Annotated in this window: 23 protein-coding genes; 2 read left to right on the forward strand and 21 right to left on the reverse strand. The window is 33.9% G+C overall.

Features of this window, described 5'->3' with window-relative positions; genetic code table 11:
• Window positions 1-21: 21 nt before the first annotated feature.
• Complete coding sequence (locus PHO71_RS08835; RefSeq protein WP_300201875.1) at window positions 22-1,116, forward strand: glycoside hydrolase family 5 protein; 1,095 nt, start codon at window positions 22-24, stop codon at window positions 1,114-1,116.
• A gap of 12 nt (window positions 1,117-1,128) precedes the next feature.
• The gene (locus PHO71_RS08840; protein WP_300201877.1) at window positions 1,129-3,030 is read left to right on the forward strand and encodes a GxGYxYP domain-containing protein; all 1,902 of its coding nucleotides are present in this window, start codon (window positions 1,129-1,131) and stop codon (window positions 3,028-3,030) included.
• A 106-nt stretch (window positions 3,031-3,136) separates the two neighbouring features.
• Here PHO71_RS08840 and PHO71_RS08845 read toward each other — a convergent pair whose 3' ends face one another.
• The 21 genes from PHO71_RS08845 to PHO71_RS08945 form a co-directional block, all read right to left on the reverse strand.
• Window positions 3,137-3,940: a tyrosine-type recombinase/integrase gene (locus PHO71_RS08845; protein ID WP_300201880.1), complete on the reverse strand. Its 804-nt coding sequence runs from the start codon at window positions 3,938-3,940 to the stop codon at window positions 3,137-3,139.
• A gap of 440 nt (window positions 3,941-4,380) precedes the next feature.
• Window positions 4,381-5,157, reverse strand: a complete 777-nt coding sequence (locus PHO71_RS08850; RefSeq protein ID WP_300201882.1) for a S1/P1 nuclease — start codon at window positions 5,155-5,157, stop codon at window positions 4,381-4,383.
• 293 nt (window positions 5,158-5,450) lie between these two features.
• Entirely contained in the window at window positions 5,451-5,882 is a 432-nt protein-coding gene (locus PHO71_RS08855) for a WxcM-like domain-containing protein (protein WP_300201885.1), read from the reverse strand.
• The gene (locus PHO71_RS08860; RefSeq protein WP_300201888.1) at window positions 5,875-7,083 is read right to left on the reverse strand and encodes a glycosyltransferase family 4 protein; all 1,209 of its coding nucleotides are present in this window, start codon (window positions 7,081-7,083) and stop codon (window positions 5,875-5,877) included. Before PHO71_RS08860 ends, PHO71_RS08855 begins: the two co-directional genes overlap by 8 nt.
• On the reverse strand, window positions 7,083-7,949 hold the full coding sequence (locus PHO71_RS08865; protein ID WP_300201891.1) for an SDR family oxidoreductase: 867 nt from the start codon (window positions 7,947-7,949) through the stop codon (window positions 7,083-7,085). Before PHO71_RS08865 ends, PHO71_RS08860 begins: the two co-directional genes overlap by 1 nt.
• Before the next feature lie 14 nt (window positions 7,950-7,963).
• Entirely contained in the window at window positions 7,964-9,094 is a 1,131-nt protein-coding gene (gene wecB / locus PHO71_RS08870; protein ID WP_300201894.1) for a non-hydrolyzing UDP-N-acetylglucosamine 2-epimerase, read from the reverse strand.
• 17 nt (window positions 9,095-9,111) lie between these two features.
• Complete coding sequence (locus tag PHO71_RS08875; RefSeq protein WP_300201897.1) at window positions 9,112-10,185, reverse strand: polysaccharide biosynthesis protein; 1,074 nt, start codon at window positions 10,183-10,185, stop codon at window positions 9,112-9,114.
• Between the two features lie 8 nt (window positions 10,186-10,193).
• On the reverse strand, window positions 10,194-11,168 hold the full coding sequence (locus tag PHO71_RS08880) for a glycosyltransferase family 2 protein (protein ID WP_300201900.1): 975 nt from the start codon (window positions 11,166-11,168) through the stop codon (window positions 10,194-10,196).
• Window positions 11,168-12,169 (reverse strand): glycosyltransferase family 4 protein, encoded by a 1,002-nt coding sequence (locus tag PHO71_RS08885; RefSeq protein ID WP_300201903.1) that lies wholly within the window; start codon window positions 12,167-12,169, stop codon window positions 11,168-11,170. The genes PHO71_RS08880 and PHO71_RS08885 overlap by 1 nt, the downstream gene beginning before the upstream one ends.
• A gap of 10 nt (window positions 12,170-12,179) precedes the next feature.
• Window positions 12,180-13,241, reverse strand: a complete 1,062-nt coding sequence (locus PHO71_RS08890; protein ID WP_300201906.1) for an EpsG family protein — start codon at window positions 13,239-13,241, stop codon at window positions 12,180-12,182.
• A 111-nt stretch (window positions 13,242-13,352) separates the two neighbouring features.
• Window positions 13,353-14,300 carry a glycosyltransferase gene (locus PHO71_RS08895; protein WP_300201909.1) on the reverse strand — a complete coding sequence of 316 codons (948 nt, stop codon included), beginning with the start codon at window positions 14,298-14,300 and terminating at the stop codon, window positions 13,353-13,355.
• Between the two features lie 3 nt (window positions 14,301-14,303).
• Window positions 14,304-15,341 carry an NAD/NADP octopine/nopaline dehydrogenase family protein gene (locus tag PHO71_RS08900; protein WP_300201912.1) on the reverse strand — a complete coding sequence of 346 codons (1,038 nt, stop codon included), beginning with the start codon at window positions 15,339-15,341 and terminating at the stop codon, window positions 14,304-14,306.
• A 5-nt stretch (window positions 15,342-15,346) separates the two neighbouring features.
• Entirely contained in the window at window positions 15,347-16,609 is a 1,263-nt protein-coding gene (locus PHO71_RS08905; protein ID WP_300201914.1) for an ATP-grasp domain-containing protein, read from the reverse strand.
• Between the two features lie 6 nt (window positions 16,610-16,615).
• Entirely contained in the window at window positions 16,616-17,461 is an 846-nt protein-coding gene (locus PHO71_RS08910; protein WP_300201917.1) for a ChbG/HpnK family deacetylase, read from the reverse strand.
• A 31-nt stretch (window positions 17,462-17,492) separates the two neighbouring features.
• Complete coding sequence (locus PHO71_RS08915; RefSeq protein WP_300201919.1) at window positions 17,493-18,704, reverse strand: ATP-grasp domain-containing protein; 1,212 nt, start codon at window positions 18,702-18,704, stop codon at window positions 17,493-17,495.
• Window positions 18,704-19,813, reverse strand: a complete 1,110-nt coding sequence (locus tag PHO71_RS08920) for a DegT/DnrJ/EryC1/StrS aminotransferase family protein (RefSeq protein ID WP_300201922.1) — start codon at window positions 19,811-19,813, stop codon at window positions 18,704-18,706. Before PHO71_RS08920 ends, PHO71_RS08915 begins: the two co-directional genes overlap by 1 nt.
• A gap of 7 nt (window positions 19,814-19,820) precedes the next feature.
• Complete coding sequence (locus tag PHO71_RS08925) at window positions 19,821-21,266, reverse strand: lipopolysaccharide biosynthesis protein (protein ID WP_300201924.1); 1,446 nt, start codon at window positions 21,264-21,266, stop codon at window positions 19,821-19,823.
• Window positions 21,267-21,316: 50 nt separating this feature from the next.
• Window positions 21,317-22,432: an MraY family glycosyltransferase gene (locus tag PHO71_RS08930; RefSeq protein WP_300201927.1), complete on the reverse strand. Its 1,116-nt coding sequence runs from the start codon at window positions 22,430-22,432 to the stop codon at window positions 21,317-21,319.
• A gap of 40 nt (window positions 22,433-22,472) precedes the next feature.
• Complete coding sequence (locus tag PHO71_RS08935) at window positions 22,473-23,582, reverse strand: Wzz/FepE/Etk N-terminal domain-containing protein (RefSeq protein WP_300201930.1); 1,110 nt, start codon at window positions 23,580-23,582, stop codon at window positions 22,473-22,475.
• An 83-nt stretch (window positions 23,583-23,665) separates the two neighbouring features.
• On the reverse strand, window positions 23,666-24,358 hold the full coding sequence (locus PHO71_RS08940) for a DUF418 domain-containing protein (protein ID WP_300201933.1): 693 nt from the start codon (window positions 24,356-24,358) through the stop codon (window positions 23,666-23,668).
• Entirely contained in the window at window positions 24,352-24,759 is a 408-nt protein-coding gene (locus tag PHO71_RS08945; RefSeq protein WP_300201936.1) for a heparan-alpha-glucosaminide N-acetyltransferase domain-containing protein, read from the reverse strand. Before PHO71_RS08945 ends, PHO71_RS08940 begins: the two co-directional genes overlap by 7 nt.
• Window positions 24,760-24,843: the final 84 nt, after the last annotated feature.

A 24,843-nucleotide genomic window follows, 5' to 3' on the forward strand; every position in this document is an offset into this window, starting at 1 on the left:
TACTAAAAACATATCAATGTCATGAAAAAGATTTTCCTTCTATTTACTATGACAGTCACCATGGTACTCTGTACTTGCAATGCCAAGTCATTCACCATTCATCGAGGTATAAATATCAGTCATTGGCTATCGCAGAGCGACAGCCGAGGTGAAGAACGCGTAAAATGGTTTACCCGCGATGATGTAAAATTTATAGCGGAATCTGGATTCGATCATTTGAGGATTCCCATCGACGAAGAACAAATGTTTAATGAAGACTTAACTCCTGATGCCGAAGCCTTCGGACTCTTACATCAAGCATTAGGTTGGTGCAAGGAATTCGGACTACGTGCCGTAGTCGATCTGCACATCATCCGTACCCATCACTTTAATGCACAGGATAAGCCACTGTTCACAGATGAGAAAGCACAGGAACGATTTTACGAATGCTGGCGTAAGATATCTGCACAATTATCAAAATATCCTCGTTCAATGGTAGCCTATGAACTTATGAACGAACCGGTGGCAGATGATCCGGAGATATGGAACACCATTGCCAACCGCTGTCTGGCTGCCGTAAGAAAACTGGAGCCGAAACGTACCATTATCATTGGTTCAAATCGCTGGCAGTCATTCGATACAGTGAAGCAACTACGGGTGCCCACTGATGATAAAAATATAATTATCAGTTTCCATTTCTACAATCCATTCATGTTTACCCACTATCGTGCATCATGGACTGATATGAAAAATATTCCATGTACCATACACTATCCCGGTAACCTTATATCCGAGGAAGATTTTGCCGCTATGGATCAATCCATGAAGAACCGTTACGCTAACGGTGCCGGTAAACGTGGTTATAACGATATCAACACACTAGAAAGTGAGATCAAACAAGCCTTTGACGCAGTTTCAAAACTTGGTAAAAAAGCCTACCTCGGTGAGTTTGGCGCAATACACGGAGCTCCCGAAGCAGATCGTATCCAGTGGTACAAAGACATCGTATCTATTTGCGAGAAATATGGTATAGGATACGCCAATTGGGACTACAAAGGAGGATTCGGTATCATCCGTAACGGCGAAAAACAACAGCAGATGATTGATACACTGACGGGAAAATCCAATATCAAATAACATTTTTCAGCTATGATACGAAAAATACTTCTTACAATCATCACTGTGACTGTTACCACTCTCCTATTTGCTGTAAACAGGCAAAAACCTATTGAACCGATCGCTTTTCTGGATTTATCATATATGTGGAATTACTCACCGGAAAATAAAACACAGGTAGCTGATATGTGGGACATATTACACTGTGTTGCCACTTTGCAAGGTGTTGTCAATCGCAACGAACCACGCATTTACATCAATTATGTAAAAAATGAATTTATGGAGGTGGATCGATACTGGTGGGAACTCTGCAGACGCAAAGGTGAATGGCTTAACGGACGTGACACAGTGTACTACAATGACATCGTGAAACTGACTGAAGATTATAAAGAGAAAATCCGTGGGGCAGTAGTCTACGATCCAAACGTTGCTTCCACTTCATGTGTTGCTTCGGCTGTTGCCGGCATAGAGAATCTCATAGCCGTACGTTACGACACTTCGGAAGAAAGCCTCTACCAACGTTTGATCAAGAACGGACCGAAACTGGAAGTTAAAGCATGGCTTATCAATCGCGATGGTACATCGATGTTCACAGGACAAGGACAGATTCCGCAAACTGATCGTCAATCAACCGGATCAATTAAAAATGACCCTTACATTTGGTTTATAAACAACTATATGAAACGTGATCGTTGTAGCGGTGAATATGGTGCTTATTACCTTGATCAATATTGGAGGCAAAGCCCCCAATCAGCACCGATGAATGCGCACTGCCTTACCAATCACGATTTCTTTGTCAGCCATCGCGCATTCTTTTTTGACCTTTCACCGTGGGCTGATGAAGTAGCAACAGACGAAAAGACTCAACCTGCCGGCAGTGATTTCAGCACTCTCACCGAGATGCTCAGCGAAGCCTACCGCATAAATCGTGGCAAGAAGATGTGTCATATAGGCGGCTTTCCCGCTTGGGCATATAAATATACCCGTCATGCCGGAGGTTCGCATGAAGATGTAGCTACTGAATGGGAGTTCAGTCGTATCATAAGTGCCTACAATACCTTTAAAGATGCCGACGCTATCGGTTATGGAGCTTTGGCAAATGCCTCATTTTGGCAACACTACCCTACAGCGAAACATTATCCGCAAAAATGGGTCACAGATGAAGAATTACAACATCGTGGCTATCTCGATGATAAAGGTCATGTACGCATAGACGGACGTAAATTCATAATCTTTTATGTCGGTGATTATGACTCTTCAGCATGGATTACAAGCGTGTTACCTCACTTATGGAAAGATTCCGAACGCGGGAAATTACCTCTAATGTGGTGTATAAGCCCCATCCTCGAACGTCGTGTTCCAATGGTGATGGATTATATACGTCGCACAGCTTCACCAAACGATTATTTCGCAGCGGCTGACAACGGTGCAGGTTACCTCATGCCGGGGATGTTGCAAGCACCACGCGAATTATCAGGCCTGCCTGATGCCCTGGATGCTTGGGCAAACCATTGTCGTCCGTATTATAAAAAATGGGGGCTGACAATAACCGGATTCGTCATCGACGGCCAAGCACCGGGACTGACAGACAAAGGATTAAAGTGTTACGCATCGTTTAGCCCTAACGGAATAATACCACAAAAGACTCCACGTACCCGACTTTTCGGAAATATGCCCATACTACGTGCAGGCTCAGATTTAGTTCAGAGACCTGAGCAAAATGCTATGTTTATCGTACAAGATATGCAACATAGTCCTATCCCTTTTGGGTGGTATCGCGATATACTGAAATCTCCATCCTGGCATAAACAAATGATGGATAAAATTGCAGAAATTGATCCTTCGATTGAGCTACTCGATGCTCCCACATTTTTCGAGTTATATCGTAGATGGCTTCGTGAAAACCCGGAAGCAGCTAGTGGAAAAATTGAATAATCTGATTATAAATTGCTAATTCACTTTAATCAAGTATATTGCCGGTAAAGACGAAATATCTTTGAAAATGTAGGTATGCATCTACACTTTCAAAGAACTATTTAATTTACCAGTTTACAATTCTATCTACAATTTGTTGCTGTTCACTTGCCGTACGCCGAAGATAAATACGAGTTGTTTCAATACTTTCATGTCCCATCAAGTCAGCAAGTAAAGCAATATCATTAAAACGCTCAAGAAAATTCTTTGCAAAACGGTGACGAAAAGAGTGTGGATAAACGACTTTAGGATTTAAATCATATTTCATAGCAAAATGTTTCAATTGTTGTGCAATTCCACGAGTCGTTAAACGCTCTCCAAAACGATTTAAAAATAAGTAACCTGACTGAATATCCTTCTCCGCAATCCATTTAGCAGCTTCTATTCGCAGTCCTTTAGGAATATATAATCTTCGTATTTTCCCACCTTTGGCATACATATCCAAGTATCCAGCCAGTAAATGCTCTGCTTTTATTTGTTGCAACTCACCAACACGTGCACCTGTCGCAGCCATAAACCATACAATAAAATACCATCCATCATAGCCATCTGCCTTTAATCTTGATTTTAAAAACTGATAATCGGCATCACTAATAACATTCTCCAGAAAATTCTTCTGTTGGACTTTAACAAATTTTAGTTTCAGTTTCTCTTGCTTGATAAATTCAAGATACTTATTTATAGCTTGTAGGCGAAGATTGACAGTTTGCAGCTTAAAATTCTCAATTAAGAATCCTTTATAAGCTAAAAGGTTTTCTTTATTTACATCTCCATAATTCTCTAAGAAATGATTGACTGTCCATACATAAGAAGAGACAGTATTCTTCGCCAAGTCTGACTTAGCTAGAAATGATTCAAATTTTGTTACCACGATATATCTTTTTATAAGTGAATATGGCAACAAGATACAAAAAACGACCTAACCCTCATTATAAAACAGACCCAAAGGATAGTGTATTTTTCCAGTTAGTATATATCGAAGATCAGAACAATAAAATATGCTAGAATGATAATGATAAGACTATAATATTAGAATAACTCCTTAGCCTAAGACCACCTATTTAAGAAATAATCACCTGTATCGAAAAATACAGATTTCTGATTGTATTATATACTTCATCCCTCTATTAATCGGTCTTTTTTATAAGAAATCGATGATGGAAATTTACCCTCTTTATAACCCTCTGTTCATGCAACAAAATAGTGACGCTATCCTGATCATATAGTGACATTATAAGACAACTATACCGTTACTATCGTCATGGGATAGCGTTACTATATTTAAAGATCTGTGACGAAATGAGTAGAACGCTATCCAAACAATTCATTCAATAATGCCGCCAACCTGTATCCGGCTTTCAGCACCTGCTTTTCAGCAAATCCATGAGAGAAATTAATAAAATCTCTGGACTCTTCGTACGAGAGTTTCTGATTAGGTTTAGTCCAATCATAGATCACGCGGCAGTTTTGAGCATTGTCAGCGAGCCAGTCGCGTGGTGTGCCCTTACCTAATTCACGCTTCTCTTTTTTCGAACAACGGTCGAGTTGGTGTTGGTATTCCATATAATACCATTTGTTGCTTAGCGTAAGAGCCCACTCGTCCCAATAACTATGAAAACCATATTCTTTGCCATTTAGCGAGAAATTAATATTTTTATACCAAGGATACTTCACATGTCCCGGACAATGCATATCACCGACCAAATGCACGATAAAGCGGATCGAAACAGTGATAGTAGAATCGTTCTGATTACGGTAATCTTTCATCTTAGTGATACAGTCCTCCAGAAAAGACATAGCATCACCTTTGGGATTCGGGGCGTAATTGCCATTGGCATCGACACTGTTGGTATGCCACACTGTAGTATGTTTATACGTTGGTGTGTGACGAATTTGATCCATCCAAGAAGCATAATACACAATCGAATGTCCACCGAGATGTTTTTCGATATTTTTCTTCGCTTTCGGCGTTAAGTTACATTCCGCAATGTATGCGATTGCATCATGCCCTACCTTTCCCCAGCCAAACGCTGTGCTACACCAAAAACAGAGTGCGATAGTTAATAAAGAAATTGCTAAATTTTTCATTTTGTAGTAGTTTTATTGGTTACTATGCAACAAATTAAAAGAAATTAATTGAAATAAGCAATAAAAAGAAAGAATAAAACACTTTTAATACATAGCAAGTATCAATATTCAATTAATAATATTCGGCTCTTTCAGTTGCTATAACTCCTAATTTATATAACAAATTGATTAGTTGCCTTTTATTGGCTAAACCATATTTTTAAACGAAAGAGACCGCTCAATTTTGGTAAATTAAGCGGTCATCTCCTTTCAAAAGTATGTTGAAAATATTTTATTAAATATAAGTAGAAGTCTTACTTATCCCAATTCATCCACCAGTTTTTATTATACCTCCAACTATCATTGAGTGCTTCAGATAATATTTTATTCGAAAAAACCATTAATACGGAATCCGGCTCCTCTGCTTTTATGCCATTAGCATACCCTTCAGGAATACATAAGACTCGGCTATCTTCTGCCGATAAATGAAAAATTTCCGGTATTAAATCTAAAGAAGGGTTTTCCCAATTATCTATTTTCACAAATGCAGTAGTAAATGATCCTTTAACCACATAAAACCATTTCTTTTCATGTTGATGCGCATGCCAGGCTCTAATAATAGATGTATCATTTTGATGAATGATATAGAAACGTTCAATCTCACTCATATCCAAACTATTTACATGGGATATTTGTCCTCTGGAATCTACCGAAATACCTCCTTGGATTATTTCTATTTCAGGCATTTTGAGACCTCCAAAATATTAAATTAATTTTCTCAATAATCTTTTCTCTGTTAAACACTGAATCTAACAACCGGGATGAATTCTCTGAGATACTTTTCATCTGATCATGCGATAATTTTAGAAATGCTTCTAATCCCGAAGCTATTTCATTAATATCCGAAGGATGAGCTACCATTCCCAATTCATACTCCTCCACCATTTTCTTTACTTCACCTTTAAATACGGCATATATAGGCTTATGGGTAGTAAGGTATGCTTGGAATTTGGAAGGAACCATAATTTCATAAATAGGGGTATCTTTCAGTGATATAATTAAAACATCGCTTGCTTCGTAATAATCGGACATTTCAGAAAGAGGCTTCCTTCCCATGAAGTTTATATTCTGGATCTTTTCTTTACTAACCAGTTCTTTCAATTCGGCTAAGTAAGAACCATCACCTATTATATTCAAATATGCTTCCGGATATTCCTCCACAAACTTGGAGAAACCATATATAATGTTCTCTAAGTTCTGAACTTTACCAATATTTCCTGCAAAAGTGAAGTTAAATTTTCCAGGTAATGACTTCTTATGATTAGGTGAGTACTTCATCAATGACCAGTTAGGCACAAAAATGATTTCTTTTTCCGGCACATAGCGATGAAGACGCTCAACAAATCCCTTGCAGGAAACAAAAATATGATCACAATTCTTATAGATCCACTTTACAAAATGATCTAAACAGTAGGTTAAAAAGCGAGTCTTTTTAAAGCCATAAGCATATACTGTTTCGGGCCATAAATCTTGTGTCCAGATAGTTACTTCAGCTTTATAGAGTTTCTTTAAAATAATTCCTGCTGTTGCTAATGTCAAAGGTCCGGTTTGATAAATAAACACTTTATCGAACCGGCGTCCTATGAATAAAATAACCCAGAAACTCCAGAAAACAAAAGAAAAATAATTTAAAATCTTAATCAAAGTACTTTTTTCATATCCCTGCATCACAGGAAAACGGTGCACTTTAATTGTATTAAAATAAGTTGTTTGGTATATTTTATTTCTATACCCTTTATAAACCTTTCCAAAGGGATAAGAGGGAGCTCTGGTTAAGACTTCAAACTCATATTGCTCTTTTTCCCATTCTTGTACTAAATCATTAATTAGAAAATCTTCCGGATAGAAGGCTTCTCCAATGACCAACGCTTTCTTTTTTCCCTTCATCAATCAGTCAGATATTGAGAATATAAACGATTGTTCTTTTTCATCCATTCATACTGTTCCAACAACATATCTTCATAGCTCGGAACTTCATAATCAAATCTGTTTGATTTGGCAATAGACTTATCGACTCCATTTCCATTAAAAGGAAGTATCTCGATATTGTTACGATGCCAGATTCGCTTAAACAGATTTAATAAATCATATTTAGAAACACCTACACCATTACTAAGTTGTATAAGACCCGTTTTTTCATGGACAACAGCTATATCTATGGCTTTAGCCAATTCAAGTGTTGTTACTCCACCCCAGATAGCTGTTTTAAATCCATTTACACTCCCAGTTTGGTGCATAAACCAATGAAATAAACCTTCACCGTTAACTTTCAACTCCGGTCCTATAATTGACGTACGAATAGTCAGATCTTTATCATTGATGACTTCTCCTAAAGCCTTACTACGTCCATAAACATCATCGGCATCTCTAAAATCATCTTCCTTATAATTTCCTTTTGTACCTGAAAAGACACAATCAGTACTGATATGCACTAATTTTGCTCCGACTTCGTCCGAGAGTTTTTTCAATAAATGAGGGAAATAAGCATTTATAAAAACTGCATTATCAGGGTGTTCTTTAGAACCTTTTATCAGGACTCCAATACAATTGATGATTAATTCAGGCCGAACCTTCCGAACTACTTCTGCTACAGCATTTTTATCTGTTACATCCACTACTATACTATCTTCTGTCAGTTTAGTACGATACACAACATTCACTAGTTCATACCGTCCGGTGCTTTGGAGATAATAATAAGCGATATGTCCGGCCATACCAGTGGCACCGAACAACAATACTTTTTTCTTCAACATATAAGGGATAGAAATCAAATATCTTTATGCCAAACGGTACGATTGACATAATCTGTGTAAGAAAGGATAATACGGACTACTTTTTTCGAAACATTATCTGCAGCATAATCAGGAATTGAATGAATGGAACTTGCATCTTCTGCATATTGAGAGGTAACAATGTCGATTGAGTCAAGAATACGCTCACTATTCAGCCCGGTCATTATTAAAGCCCCTTCATCCATGCCTTCAGGTCGTTCGTGCGCCTGACGAATAGTAATAGCAGGAAAATGAAGTATGGAAGACTCTTCTGTGATTGTTCCGCTATCCGAAATAACACAAAAAGCATTTTGCTGCAACTTGATATATTCCATAAAGCCAAAAGGTTTCATAAATTCTATCATTGGATTTGAGTTTACAAAACCAATAGCCTCAAGCTTTTTACGGGTACGTGGATGAGTGGAGACTATTACTTTTTTGTGATATTTATCCACAATAGCATTCAATGAGTTGAGCAGGTTTGCAAAATTCTTTTCAGAATCTACATTTTCTTCACGATGGGTACTAACAATAAAATACTCGCCTTTTTTCAGATTTTCTTTTTCCAATACATCATTGCGTTCAATCTCTTCTTTATGATATAAAAGAACCTCAGTCATAGGAGAACCCGTTTTTATCACAGTCTCCGGACGTAATCCTTCTGCTAATAAGTATTTACGTGCATGTTCGGAAAGAGGCATATTAATATCGCTGAGGTGATCTACTATTTTACGATTAATTTCTTCAGGAACACGTTGGTCAAAACATCTATTGCCTGCTTCCATATGAAAAATAGGAATTTTTCTACGTTTGGCAGATATGACTGAGATGCAACTATTAGTATCCCCATAAAGTAATAAAGCATCTGGCTTTACCTCTTCCAACAGTTCATCTGATTTCTGAATAACATTGGCTATTGTCTCCGCTGCATTTTTACCGGCAGCATTCAAAAAATAGTCGGGTTTACGAATATGAAGCTCCTGAAAAAAGATTTCATTCAATTCATAGTCATAGTTCTGTCCGGTATGGACAATAATATGTTCTGTATATTTGTCTAATTCAGCCATCACCCTACTCAGTTTTATTATTTCGGGACGAGTGCCAACAATTGTCATGACTTTTAGCATAATCAAATATTTATAAGTTATTCACTTCTTATTTCACGCGCTTTTGCTTTAGCTTCCAATCCCATATCTTCGCGTACAAAACGTAGTTTTAATAGCAAATCTTTCATGCCTTCTACATCCAGGCGATGAGTATTATGGCTATGATAATCTTCTATCTTAGAAATTTCTTCATTTCCTTTGGTGAAATACTTATCATAATTCAAATCACGGGTATCACATGGGATGCGATAATAATCGCCCATGTCGATAGCACGTACCATTTCTTCACGAGTTACCAATGTTTCATACAATTTCTCGCCATGACGGGTACCGATTACTCTTACTTCAGTCTTTAAAAACTTAGGATCAACTTTACCATAGGTTTCTTTCAATGCCTGGGTTAATGTTTCCAAAGTTGCAGCTGGAGCCTTTTGTACGAATAAGTCTCCATTATGGGCATGCGTGAAAGCATATATAACTAAATCGACTGCATCATCCAATGTCATCATGAAACGAGTCATATCCGGATCGGTGATGGTGATTGGCTTTCCATCCATCATTTGTTCCACCCACAAAGGAATTACAGAACCACGGCTAGCCATTACATTACCATAACGAGTACAGCAGATTGTTGTTTTAGCTCCTTCTCCGAGTTCACGGCCTTTGGCTACAGCTACTTTTTCCATCAGTGCTTTGCTCATTCCCATTGCGTTGATAGGATAAGCAGCTTTATCTGTTGATAGAACGACTATGCTCTGTACACCATGCGCAATTGCAGAGTTCAAAACATTTTCAGTCCCTACAATATTAGTTCGAACAGCTTCCACAGGGAAGAACTCACAAGAAGGGACTTGCTTTAGTGCAGCTGCACTGAATACATAATCGACCCCATTCATGGCAACATCAACAGAGGATTTGTCACGAACATTACCAATGTAGTACTTTACTTTAGGATTTTGTAATGCGTGACGCATATCATCCTGTTTCTTTTCATCTCTTGAAAAAATACGTATTTCTTTAATATCGGAATCTAAGAAACGACGTAGAACTGCATTACCGAAGGAACCAGTTCCACCGGTGATTAATAGGGTTTTGTCTTTAAATATGGACATAATAAATTCTACTTTGATAATATTTTATAAACAGAATAAGACGGGTATATAAATATTAAGAATAAAGGAAAAGGCAAACTCAATATTCGAGAATATAATGAGTTGTTATTTAACAAAGTCGCAAAATTGGTCCTTAAAAGATTATAGTAATGCCATGCCTTTTCCATAGTATCTGAGAAATTTAACAAAAGAAGTGCTGTGTTAAATCGATAGAAACTAAACATATGTGCAAATTCACTTTCATATTTATGATTCACCGTTCCATTTTCCCAATCTTGAATCATTTTATTTAAAATAAATATTAGACTTTCGATTTTCAAAGGAGTATTTTTAGATACAGTAATAGAACCTCTTCTTGTTTTATATATATATGTTTTTTCTTTTACCCAACTAACTTTATCTGTATTCAAGCATAAATTGTAAGACCATAATATATCTTCGTGCAAAAGTCCTTCTTGAAAAGTTAAGCGGTTCATTTGTAGATATTTTTTCAAGTATAGTTTATTCCAAGCACTTACACTCCACATTCTTCTGGAAAAAGAGACAAATAAAGGAATTTCTTCACATTCTCTCGGAAAATCCTTCACATGAATAGATCTTGACCCTACTAATTTTATATTAGCTATGGTAAAATCAGATTTATCTTTAATAATAGCATTATAGTGTTTTTCAATACAATCCAAAGTTATTTCATCATCTGAATCCATAAAGAAAACAAATTCTCCTGTAGCTTTTTCTAGGCCAGTATTCCTAGCAGCAGATAATCCTCGATTCTTATTATGCCTATAAATAAAAACATCTTTTCGACGAACATGATTTTTTAATATCTCGTTTATTATATCCATACTATGATCTGTACCACAGTCATCAACCAATATATATTCTATAGACTGAAAAGATTGGTTTAAAGCTGATATAAAAGAACTATGAATATATTCAGCCACATTATAGATTGGAATTATTATAGATACGTTATAATTCATTATTTACGACTTACTAATTGACGAAACCATTGACAAAAATTATCTAAACTTAGTTCTTCAGCTCTAGTAACTGCATTCTTCTTCATTGAACATAATAGATCAGCATTTTCGGAAAGAATTCTCAATTTTTCAATTGCGACATTTATATCATTAAATAGGAATCCTTCTTTTCCATCTGTAATATAATCATTAATTGAACCAACATTTGAAGCTAATACAACGAGCCCAGAAGCTAAAGAAGTTGTAATAACATTACTACCAACAGTATCATTCATCAGATTCAACGAAACATCCGATGACTGCATTAATTCCAGAAGTTCTGACTCTTCCATATACCCATAAATGGTTACATTTGAAAAAGAAGTAAATTTTTGAGAGAGATCTCCAATTCCCATACAAATATGAAAATGCAATGCTGGCAACTTTGAAAGTATATCACACAATAATGTATAATTTCTTTCCATATTTCCCATACATATTATATTAAATTTTGTATTGTAATCATTCTTGCCAATTGTATAATAATGATTATCAACGTAATGAAATATTCTTATAATCTTATCATTTTCAATCCCTTTGCTAATAAAATAATCTTTCAGCGATGTTCCTAATACTAACAAATTATCAATATATGATATTTTTTTAAACAAATCCTCGCGAGAATATTGTTCTTCTATACGTGCTGGTATTAAATGTGCTAATGCTAACACTTTAGCTTTTTTAGATACTATCCTTGCTATATCACTCTGCTCACATACAGGCAATAAATATTCCATTAAAAAAACAATATCATTCGGCTTTAAAATAAAATATAAAAAACATCCTATACACAAATTCAATAAACGATATAAAGGAGTAAAAAACCTAGAGCCATGAACAAATATTGGAATAATTTTGATATCAAAATCTATTCTTTTTTTTAGTTGCTTTGCCAAATAATACATTCCTGCATGGTTATTTTTTGTATTTTTCCATACAGCACAAATAATAAAAATTTTCATAATTCAATTCTTAGTATGTTGAAAAAATTGTTTGATAAGGAAGTAATCTATTGGACACTCCATTAGAATGTATAGACATAATACACAACCCAGTATATAATATAGATAATAAACTAATTATTATCAGTTTACTCTTATGTTGAAAAAAATGATTTATAATTATAGGAATTAACACAATTTGCACTGGAGTAAAAAAATATGAAATTCTAGAAAAAAATAAAACTAAAGGAGTATTCTCAAATAAAATAACCAACATTATAATAACAATAGAAATATAGTTTAAGTTAAATAAAATTTTCTCTCTTACAGTTTTTACTGAATAAAAAGATTCAAATACTGCAATAATGACAGCTATAATAAAAACTAGATACATAGTTAATGCAACTTCTGCCGAATTATGCTCAAATGTTAGATACATTGAATAGGGGGAGTTATATATCAAGAATATCAATAATGAAGAAGAGAAATAGAGTAATATAATTATTAATAAACGAATATAATTATTTATTCGTTTATACACAAAGAAATACAAAGGAAGTAATATTATCGCAGACATATGAAAACAAAAACTCATAAAAATAACCCCTAATAAGTATTTCTTGAAATTTCTTTCTTCTAACCATCCAACCAATACTCCCAAAAACACATAAGCAACAAGCGTTTGTCTTATAACATTAAATGTATTAAAGTAAAATTGTCCAACTGAGTAAAATATTAGAACTGATAAAAACACAAAAGGAGAGTATTTCCGAATAAAACAAAACGCATATTTCATTGTTATATAAGAAAATAGAAATATCATGCATGCAAAAGGGACGGATATATTTTTAAAAAAATAAAATAAATATCTGAATCCAGTTTCTTTTATTTCATCATTAAGTTCAAAGGAATCTTGGTATAGCCCATTGTAAGCAAAATAATCCATCCCAATGCCATATCTTAATCCAGATACGACTAATAATAGTAGAAAAAAAGCATAAAAACAATAATGAAATTCCTTTTCATACTTTCCTGAAAAAAAATCGACAATAGAAAAAAAGAATAACACAGAAAGAATTAAATAATAAATCATTTTATATGCTCTCACTATTTATTATAGATATCCTATAATAAAATCTACTTATATAAAAATGTAAAAAGCCAATTCTATAAACCTTATAATTTATAACCAACTCACAAAAAGTTATATTATGCATATTCTCTTTTTCAAATTAGAAATTATTTGAATTAAAGATAATGGAGTTACATAATGATACAATAACTTAATTTTTTGCCTAAAGGTGGTTGATATTTTCCATCCTTTTAAAAATATTTTTTTTGATGAATATCTTTTCTCTGAAGGATATACTAAACGTATTGATATACTGTCTATATATAATTTTTTCATCACTTCATCTTCGCTATTCAGTTGATACAATTCACGATAACAATTGTAATTATTAATTGCATTAACAGCAGCTGGCATCATGCTACAGATTCCTCCTGGATGGACATGATATACGGCCAAAACATTTGATAGATATATTCCATTACCATTTTTCAATAAATGATATATTAAATGTATATCACGTGAATACTTATAATATTTAAACTTCTGTTGATATTCAACTAACATCTCTTTCCTAAAAAGAATAGTTAAAGGCATCGTAAACCATCTTTTTCCCCAATCTTGTAACGTAAAAAAGAAAAATCCTTCTTTAGAATCAATTTTCTGTATATTATCTATCTTTCCCAACTGCCTTCTAATATATCCACCACAGCATAATGAACAATCCGCATTATCCTCCAAAAGTTCTACTTGCTTTTGCAGTTTATAAGGGTCAATCCAATAATCATCTCCTTCACATAATGCTACATATTTTCCATGTGTATGTGCATCCATTATTTTACGAAGAGAACCGTCGTGTTTGGAATATTGGTTTTCGGTCTCAAAAATAGGTTTTATTATATTGGGATATTTTTCTGCATATTCACGTATTACAGCAGCCGTACCATCAGTAGATGCATCATCGTGAACAATCGCTTCAAAACGAAAATGTGTTTTTTGCATTATAAAACCTTCTAAACACTCACGAATATAAAGTTCATGATTATAAGCTAAACAACGAATTGTAACTAAAGGATTATCCATAATTCACAAAATATAATATAACGTTTTTTTATTTATATTACGTCCAATTATCCTATAATCTACATTCATTATTTTGCAAGCCAAATCAATTATCAATGTAGTATATGGTACTTCAATACTTAAATATTGAGCCAAGGATTCCAATGGAACTAACCCACAAGGGATATCTTCAAAAATATATCTATGTTGTATAGTAGCGGGTGCATCTATTTCTCTATAAGCCAAATTATTTTGTAAACATTCATATAGTGTATCTCCAGAAACAGAATATGTCCGGCAAAGCCAGCATTGTAAGGATTCTAAAGAAAAACCTAAAGCAACAGCTACTGACAAACGCTCTTTATCCATTTTCTCAAGAAATAAAGAAATACTTGGAGAAATTCCATCAAAATAATATTTAAATGAGATTCGCTCACTCTCTATACATCCAATATTCATCAATGTGGGAGCACAATGTAGTAGCATTCCAACATTTCCTAATGATGTATATATAAATGAATTAACAGGCTTTATATACAGTCTCATTGATTGTGGAAACAAATGAAATAAAGACATCGATTCAGTTTTTAATGAGGCCATCAACACTTCATTCTTCAACGCATAAATATGGACCTTATTCGAAGACATTTTTCTTGCCGTATGAATGATTGTTTGCATTTCAAATATATGTGGTAGAGCTTCATTAGAAGAAAAGTCTAAAGCCTCAGAAAAATACAATGCACCAAACGTGCGACCAGGACTTAACACAATGATCGTATTGGCAGTAATGCGACCCGATAACATCCGCGCTATATCATTATGCGCTATAGTAGGTACTGTAATAATAATAAATTCTGTCAAAACATCATCTATATTACTAGATATTTTATTTATTTTTGCTACTCCACAAATAACACCTTCACTACATATTTCTTTTGTTTGTGATAAATCACTTATATTATCTCCTGTCCTATTCCACATATTCACTGTCACACCCGACAAAGATAAGTGCGCAGCAATCGCTAAACCTTGGTTCCCACATCCAATAATCAAAATTTCCATAGCAATTAGACGATTCGTTCTATATTAAAAGGTGCGATTAACATATTCTCATCCTTATCATTGCAAACTTGGACAGTATTCTGAATAATATCAATAACTTCTTTCATACGACTTTTATTGTCAGCAACAATAAAAAAACGTAAAACAATTTGCATCAAAGCACTATTCTCTTTTATATAATCACCTATGTCATATCGCTTTTCAGAATCAATAACTTCTTTTATCTGACATGCTTGTTCATAGCCAATAATCTGTTTTATACATCCGCCTTTCGCAACAAGACTCAATGTACAACATGGTTTAGAGAAATTGGGATTTTCTAAATTAATATCTATTTCCCCAACTGATCCTGTCAAAGAATAATTGACAAGCATATCAATATAGCTTATATTATTAAGATAGGATGTATATTTATATACAGAACTTCCTCCAGGTCTGTAGCCTGGTTCAAAAAAAGAAAAACCATCTTTATTAACAAATGCCTGAAGAAAAAAAGTTCCATTCTTAATTTCTAAATTAGCCAAGAAAGAACGAACTGTTGCATCCATTTCTAGCATAAATCTACATAAATATCGTGAAGGATAAACATACAATTGCGGTAATGGCATTGTCACTTTCTGGTCATAGTTATAATAATAATCACTAATAGCAGACAATCTACTTTCACCATTTGCTATGGTATAAAATACAACAATCTCATCACCATATAAATACTCCTCTATTACAACTTCTTTTTTTAAAGAAACAGAAATAGCGTAATCGTATGCTACTAAAAGTTCATCCTCAGTATAGCATATTGAAATACCTTTCCCAGAACTACCATCGACAGGCTTTATTATAACAGGATAGATTATATTTCTCATGTCATGAATGGAATAATCATGTGCAACAGGTAAACCATATTCTTTGCACTTCTTTTTAAATAAAGCTTTGTCTGTACAAATCTCCCACTGTTCTTGGGTTGCATAAAATGGTCTTCCAGTCTGTGAACAAATTTTCATTGCCATCTCAACATTAAATTCATGAACCCCTGTATATATTCCATCAATGTGTTGGTCTATAACATATTTTGATAGTACATCCACATCTGCAGTACTAATATCCAAACATTCATCAGCTATTTGTTTGGCCTTTGATTTTTCCTTAGGTAAAAAATCAGTCACAATTGTATATACCCCATTTTCTTTAGCATATTTCACGATTTCAAAAGAGCCTATAGGTTTACCTCCTAAAATCAATATTTTTTTTCCTGACAATTTATTCTTCATAATTATTTAATATAAATAGCTACATATATCAGCACATTCAATTTTATTCATCTCAAATCTTGAAATTTTCATAGCTGTATCAGCTAATGTGTTATATATAAGAGTATTATTATTCTTTAAAAAGTTAGTTCGATCGATATATTTTTTTCCATCAAAATCAGGATGAATTATGATTTCTATAAGTTTCAATTTATTAATGTCACCAATTCTTTTGGTTCTAGAATTTTCCATATCACAAACAAATTGATTAATATTTCGACCTCCACCTATAATTTTAGTTTTATTAGCCTTTTTCTTAAAATATCTCATCATAAAATAGTACTTAAGAGGTAAATAGGAAAGAATACTTTTACGATAATAACCAAAAAGATATGGCTCTATACCACGAATTACTGATATATCATACTTTAATAACAAAGGTTCTAAGGCATACCAAACTGGTAAATTAAATATTATATCATTGTGTGTATCAATATATGGTAAAGTAAACCCATAATCTAAATATTTTTTTATTTGAGCTTCTATTTCAGAACGTAATACCTTTATATGAGACAATGAAAAAACCTTTAATAAAGACCTAGGAGAAGTATTCACAAATGTACTGTCTTCATTACAGTAACTTCTTATTTCTTTTAATCCTACCGTCAAAGGTATGCCTTCTGTTATATTAATATGTAATCCTACTTTATCGAAAAAATCGTATTTTTTTGATAATTCCACCGCTTCTTCAGTAAATTCAGAATTGATAATGAGAGAAGTTTTAGAACTAATACCTTTCTGAAAAGAATAAACTACCGCCTCATTTCTATATTGATTTAATCCAAAATCATCTGCATTAACAAAATAGTTCATCTTGTTTTTTTATAGCAACCAATGTTTTTTATCATTTAATTATTACTCTAAAAAAATTAGTCTGATACGACAATACATTTTTTAGCTGATCTTCCGAATCAAATTTTAAAATAAGAGTACCTACCGCATCATTTGCACCATTAAAAGAAGACACTGCATCGCCCTCTCTAACCCATAAATCTTTTTCAACTACGCACGATTTATTAAAATCTTCATTAATATCCAATCCTACAAAATACCCAGTCTTATCTGCATGAAGAATAACCTCCGCCCAATGACCGTTATAAGATTTCTGTTCCACACCAATTACTTCCTCACCTACTGTCGAACGAACAGCATTGGCAATTAAATCAACACCTGTAGCATAATATAGCATTTCTGCCAAACGATTACCTCCCCCACGAGGAGAGACTTCCATTATATAAGGTTTACCATCAATACCTATTCGGGTTTCAATATTGTAAATAGAGGTACGCATACCCAAAAGAGTAAGTAACCGTTGTATTTCGGAAGTTAATTCAGCTTCCTGTTCTACAGTAAATGTAGAAGGCCAACTATAAGCAGAAGGGGTATAAGGATTAGCTGCGTCCTCATCAAAACGCTGAGCAGAGAAAGAAACAAATTTCAGTTCCCCATCAACTGAAAAACTATCTGTATCCGATGAGCAGCCTGCTTTTTCTATAAATTCTTCTACAATTACTCGCTTGGATAAGGAGTGTTCAAAAGCATAATTCAAAGCAGACTCCAATTCCTCCAAGCAATCAACTCTTGTTACTCCTTTACTCCCAGCAGCGTCTGTTGGTTTTACCATAATTGGCCAAGGGAACCAGTATTTCTCTGCTAAAGCTTCTTCCACAGAAGAAAATCCCTTCGCTTTAGGAACATTAAAACCATTATCAGTGAGAAAATTACGAAATCGATCTTTATTCTGTAAAATACAAACCGAATCATACGGATTCCCAGGAAGCCCCATTTGGTCTTGCACATAAGCGGCAGTTACTACACCTGGATCTACAGCAAATGACATAATACCATCTATTTGTAACTCACGCGCTAGTTTTAATACCGCTTCTTTATCTATAATGCTCACATTATGATATTCATCAGAATATTTATGAGCTATATTGCCCGGAATATAATCACAAGTAATAACATAATAACCTAACTGATGAGCAGCCTTAATAACAGGTAATAAATATCTTAATCCTCCTAAAAGTAAAAGTTTTTTTTGTTTCCCTTCCATTATTTAATAATTAGATTTATAACGCGTTCTACTGAATCTTCACCCAAATTATGATACATGGGTAAGCATATCACACTGTCTGCAACTTTAGTAGCCACTGGAAGATTTTCCTTTTTTGCAGATTCTAACCCGCGATAAGTTGAGAACTCACTGATTAATGGATAAAAATACCGACGTCCCAAAACATTATAATCTTTCATTTTGAAATACAATTCATCTCGAGTCATACCATACTTTTCTACATCTATAAAAACAGGAAAATAAGAATAATTATGACGAATTCCCGGCATATCATTCATAAAACGAATACCTTCTACATTTCTCAAAGCCTCACGGTACTTTATGGCAACTTGATGTCGTGCTTCTATTGCAATATCTACTTGTTTCAAATTCAACAAACCATAGGCACTCCTTACTTCATCCATTTTACCATTAACGCCTGGAGCTACGATTTCTGTTTCATCGGCATAACCAAAATTTTTTAGATAATCAATACGCTTCTTCGTCTTTTCATCCTGACAAATCAAAGCACCTCCTTCAATTGTATTATAAACCTTGGTAGCATGAAAACTTAACGTAGACATGTCGCCTGCTTCCAATATAGATTTACCATTCATTTCAACGCCAAAGGCATGTGCAGCATCATATATTACTTTTAAGCCATATTTATCTGCAATCTCTTGAATACGTTGTGTATCACATGGTTTACCATATACATGAACTGGCATGATAGCTGTTGTTCTTGGAGTAATGGCTGCTTCTATTTTATCAGGATCAAGGTTACAAGTTTCAGGATTAATATCCACAAATACGGGCTTAATGCCATTCCACCACAAAGAATGAGTCGTAGCTACAAAACTATAGGGAGTTGTTATTACTTCACCTGTTATGCGTAAGGCTTGTAAAGCACACATTAAAGGCAAAGTTCCATTTGTAAATAGACTAATGTAAGGGACCTTCAAATACTCACACAATGCTTTCTCTAATTCTTGATGATAATGACCATTATTAGTCAGCCATTTACGTTCCCAGATGTCTTGTAAATAAGGTATAAAATCATCTAAGGAAGGAAGTAACGGGGAAGTTACTGTAATTGTTTTATTATCCATATTGAAATTATTTTCGACGGATTATAGAGAATATTAATTGTTTCAATTCTAAATACTCCGGTAGTTTTGTTTTTTCATATATAATGAAAGCAATGAGAAGCCCCAGTAAGACTTGAACAGGAAGAATTATAAATACTGATATATTTAATAAAGAGATGCTCCACATAACCGCAGCTACGAAGAATGAAATCAAAAACAGAGGAAGTATATCTTTTACTTGTTCTGTCGTCGAATAATGAATCAGGCAAGCTGAATAATAACTATTTAGAAAATAGGCAATAAAAGAAGTAAAAACACTCCCCCAAAGCATATATTCAATTCCCAGAAAGATGCCTATCGTAATAGGTACTATCGCTATAATTTTTTTTATTATTTCAAGCCTTAAAAAAAGATCAGAGCGACCTTTCACCTGAAGGATGTTCAGATTTATGGCATGAAGAGGATATAGCATACCTGCAAAGCAAATAATCTGTAAGAAATAAACAGCAGAAAGCCATTTTTCACCTATTAGTATAAAAATTAGTGATTTTGATATTGCTGCTAATCCTAACATACATGCAAAAGTTACTAACATAGTAATTTTAATAACTTTGCGATAAGCTTCACGCAAACGCTCCGGTTCGTCTTGTATGGAGCTTAAAACGGGATAGCTAACGCGTTGAACAACAGAGGTCAAATTACTGGAAAATATAGTATTAAATTGTTCTGCACGGGTATATTGCCCTAATTGGGCAGCGCTGTAGAATCGACCTATTACAATATAATATACATTCTTATAAATTGTATCCAGAAGACCGGACAATAACAGCTTAGAGCCAAATCCGAAAAGTTCCTTGAAACTATTTATTGAAAATTCCCATACAGGACGCCATTTACTATAAACCCATAAGAAAAGAGTGTTCAATATCTGTCTTGAAAGCTGTTGCCCTACTAAACTCCAAACTCCCAAACCTGCAAAAGCCATACCCACTCCTACTATACCACTAGAAATAGAGGATATAAGAGAGACTTTCGTTTGAGTCTTAAAGTTAATATTCCTCACGAAAATTGTACGAGGAATAATACCCAGTGCATTAATGATTAAAATCAAGCCTATGGTTTTCGTTACTTCAATCAATATAGGTTCTTTGAAAAAAGCGCTTATAGCAGGAGAAGAAATAAAAAGTAAAAGATAAAGGATTATGCTAACCACAAAATTAAAATAAAACACGGTGTTATAATCCGCCCTTTCAACGTTTATCTTTCGTATTAAAGCACTGGAGAAACCGCTGTCTATAATAGAATTGGAAATTGCAATAAAAACGGCGATTATCGCCATGGTTCCATACTCTGCCGGTGTAAGCAAACGTGCAAGAATTAATCCTATCAGAAAAGCGATACCAGAACTAGCAATATTATCAATAAAGCTCCAGCTAACTCCTTGAATAGTTTTATTTTTTAGTGATTCAGACAATGGTAATTTACTTAAATATCAAAGAAAATAATGAGAGAATTCAATACAAACTACGCTAATTGAGATCGTTTTTCCTGCTTTTTTTTACGTAATCTGTCCCACCATAGATTCAGCCCAATCCAAATAACTATATCTGCCAATAACATAATGGTATTGTTAATATAAGGCATAAATAAAATATTGACAGCACTAAAAGCACAAGATATAAATAGTAAACTAATCATTGCTTTGCGAGGTGTTAATCCAATGGCCAATAATTTGTGATGAATGTGGTTCTTATCTGGTTCAAAAGGGTTTTTCCCATTACGAAGACGAATAAGCACAACACGTATAACATCAAATGAAGGAATAATCAAAGTACTGAAAGCTATCACAAAAGCACCTTCCGTATAAGAAATTATTTCCGGATTGTTCTGACTATATTTGATAGTTAAAAAACTAAGGATGTAACCTAAAGTCAAGCTACCTGTATCTCCCATAAAAATTTTCCGGGCACGCTCGGCACTACCAAATACATTATAATAGAAAAAAGGAACAAGTACTCCCACTGTACTAAAAGCAAGCATGCCATAGAACCATAAACCTTTCTCTACAAACAATGCTCCCAACACTAAAAGAGCCACGCTACTTAATCCTGAAGCAAGTCCGTCAATCCCATCTATTAGATTAATTGCATTAGTAATAAAAACAACAGTCAGTACCGTAAATGGAATGCCTATATATTTTGGAATGGTATAAATACCAAACAATCCATAGAAGTCGTTTATCCAAAGTCCGGCTATAGGAAAGAGACAAGCACAAAGGATTTGAATAGCAAATTTCTGACGATAACGGACACCGATCAAGTCGTCTGCAATCCCCGTCAGATATAAAAGAGTCATTCCACAAATGAAGAGCAAACACTCCGGAAGAATGAAAACTGCCGGAAGAACAGGTATACCATATCCTGTCAAAGTTCTTAAAGCTAATATCACGCAGCATGAAAATAAAATGGTAGGAAAGAAAGATACACCTCCCAAACGTGGAATAGCACGTTTATGTATTTTACGCTCATCCGGCATATCAAATAATTTCTTCCGTAAAGAAATCATCAAGATACGGGGAATAATAAGCCTTGCAATAAAAGCCGAAATGACAAAAGCTAAGATTATAAATAAATAATTCATTGCGATAGATAGCCCTGAAATAGGGCTGTGATTTTAGGTTTTACTTAATTTCGTTCTTCAGGTTATTTAGTAATCCCTTACCGAATAATGTCCAGACAATACTAAAGAAGACTGCAACAAACACAGAGAGTATTACGTACATTTTCATCCCCATACCGGATGGATATAAAGGCACTACAGCCGGCTCAACCACGGCAAAGACAGGCTTCTCTTCTTGTACTTTAGCTCTGGCTACTTGCAATTGGCTAGCTACTTGACTATATATCTGATATGCCATACTCACATCATTTTGTAGCCGTTCTTGTTCGGTACGTACACTCTGAAGAATCAGATTGTCGTGAGTATCTACATAGCTAGCATATTTCTTTTGTGCCGCATAATATTCCTGCTGACGTTCCTTGAATAACTTTTCAAGATAGGTACAATCTTCTTTTGACTTTGAAGTTCGGTAACTAATTATATACTTTTGCAATTTATGACTAACTGAATCAGCAACAATAGCTGCCACTTTGGGATTTTGCAACGTAACAGATACCCTAGTTATTACAGTTTTCTTGTCGATAGTAGCAATTATGTTCTCTTTTAAGAAGTTTATCTTACTATTTTCTTTTTCAGTTAATTCAATAGTCCCCCCCTGCCAATTGCTATTAGTAAGATTCTCACTCTCCTTATCTGTAAATAATGATCTAATGCCTCCAATAATCATTCCGGGAAAACCTATAACATAGTTCCACCAAGGAGAAGACTGTTCACTCAAATAAGATTTTAATGTAATTGTATCCGAATCGATCGGTACATTCATATCAAACAATTCTAATAAGAACGGAGTGGAAGATACAATATCAGACGATAAAGAAGCATTCAACGCATCTGTGCCATCACTAGTGACATTACTGCCCAAAAAAGAAGCAGCAAGTCCAGCTAAGCCATTCCCTCCCTTAGAATTTCCCATTTCTGGAGATAGAGTAACATTAACTGTGTATTTTCGGGGAATACTAAATGCAACAATAATACCAATAACCAAACCTATAACCGCTGCTTTATACAACGTCTTACGAATAGCTATAATCTTACGAAATATCTCCATTAGATCGATTTCGATATCTTCGCTGTTTTTATGTATCGATTTTCCAGAAACCTCACCATCCATTTTTTGTATTATTTAAATAACCACCAACTTAAACAATTAAAATACCAAAAGTAAAAAATAAAGAAAACATTATAGTAATCGTTTTATTTTCCATAGAAAAAAATATTTGTTTTAAAAGGAGAATTAAATTTCATATTAGTAAAGCAACGCCATAACCATTCCAAGGGACCATATTTAAAATAGTTTAACCACAATATACTAAACAAAACTTGTAAAACATACACAAATATAAAACACAGTACTATATAATCAAAACCTATTTTATTCGGCAAAAGAAAAGTAACCATTAATATCACACCAATAATACTTTGGAAAGAATAATTAGTAAGTCCCATTCTCCCAAAAGGCTCTAACAGTGTAAATAATGAGGACTTACAGTTATATACATATATGAAAAGCATAGCATAAAAAAGACTTCCAAATAAATTACTTAATGAGAGTAATGTATTTATGTAAGTAAAATGAAACAACAGAAGTAAGCTGATGTACAATAACATTATTAAAATTAACGGTTTCAATTTTACATAATCTTCAAGATGCTCTATTATTCCCTTTTTTGCAAAATAATACCCTAAAACAAAATAAGATAAAGTATGAAAGATGCCTCCATTAAAAACAATTTGTATATAATTAACTATAACTTTATCTAAAGGATAAGATATTATATTTTTTAAAGAGTCTCCCAATATATACCTACTATTATTAAAGTATGTTTCAGGAAAGAATAATGTACCAATATCAAAACGAGCTAAATATAAAGAAGCTAGTTTTAACACGATAAATAAAATAAATAACATTTTTGGAGTGAAATTTCTAAAAAAACCAATATCATTCCACACATACCATACCACATTAATGCATCATATGTATAAAATAGTTTATTTAAAATTCCAATCAAAACTAAAATGGCACAACGCCAAAAGAATTTTTTACTCGAATTTGCTGGGTTTCTTAATATCAAATAGAAACTTACCCCAAAAAGAATACTAAATATACCAGAACATCGCCCAGGCAAAAACGCATATATTAATCTTGATGTTACATTTCCTGATAAAAAAGAGGAAAAATCATTATATTCATTATTAAATCCAAACAGTCCAGCGGTGTGTACTAAAAGAATGCCTAATAAAGTTATAGCACGAAGTGCATCAATAGATGTTATACGCTCTCTCTTCATAAAAATAAATCTAACTATTTTTTTTATACGGACAATATTTATTTAGGTTCAATACAATTCCTATAATCATTTTTTCATAAATAA

The sequence above is a fragment of the Bacteroides sp. genome (assembly GCF_028690125.1).
Lineage (GTDB): Bacteria > Bacteroidota > Bacteroidia > Bacteroidales > Bacteroidaceae > Bacteroides.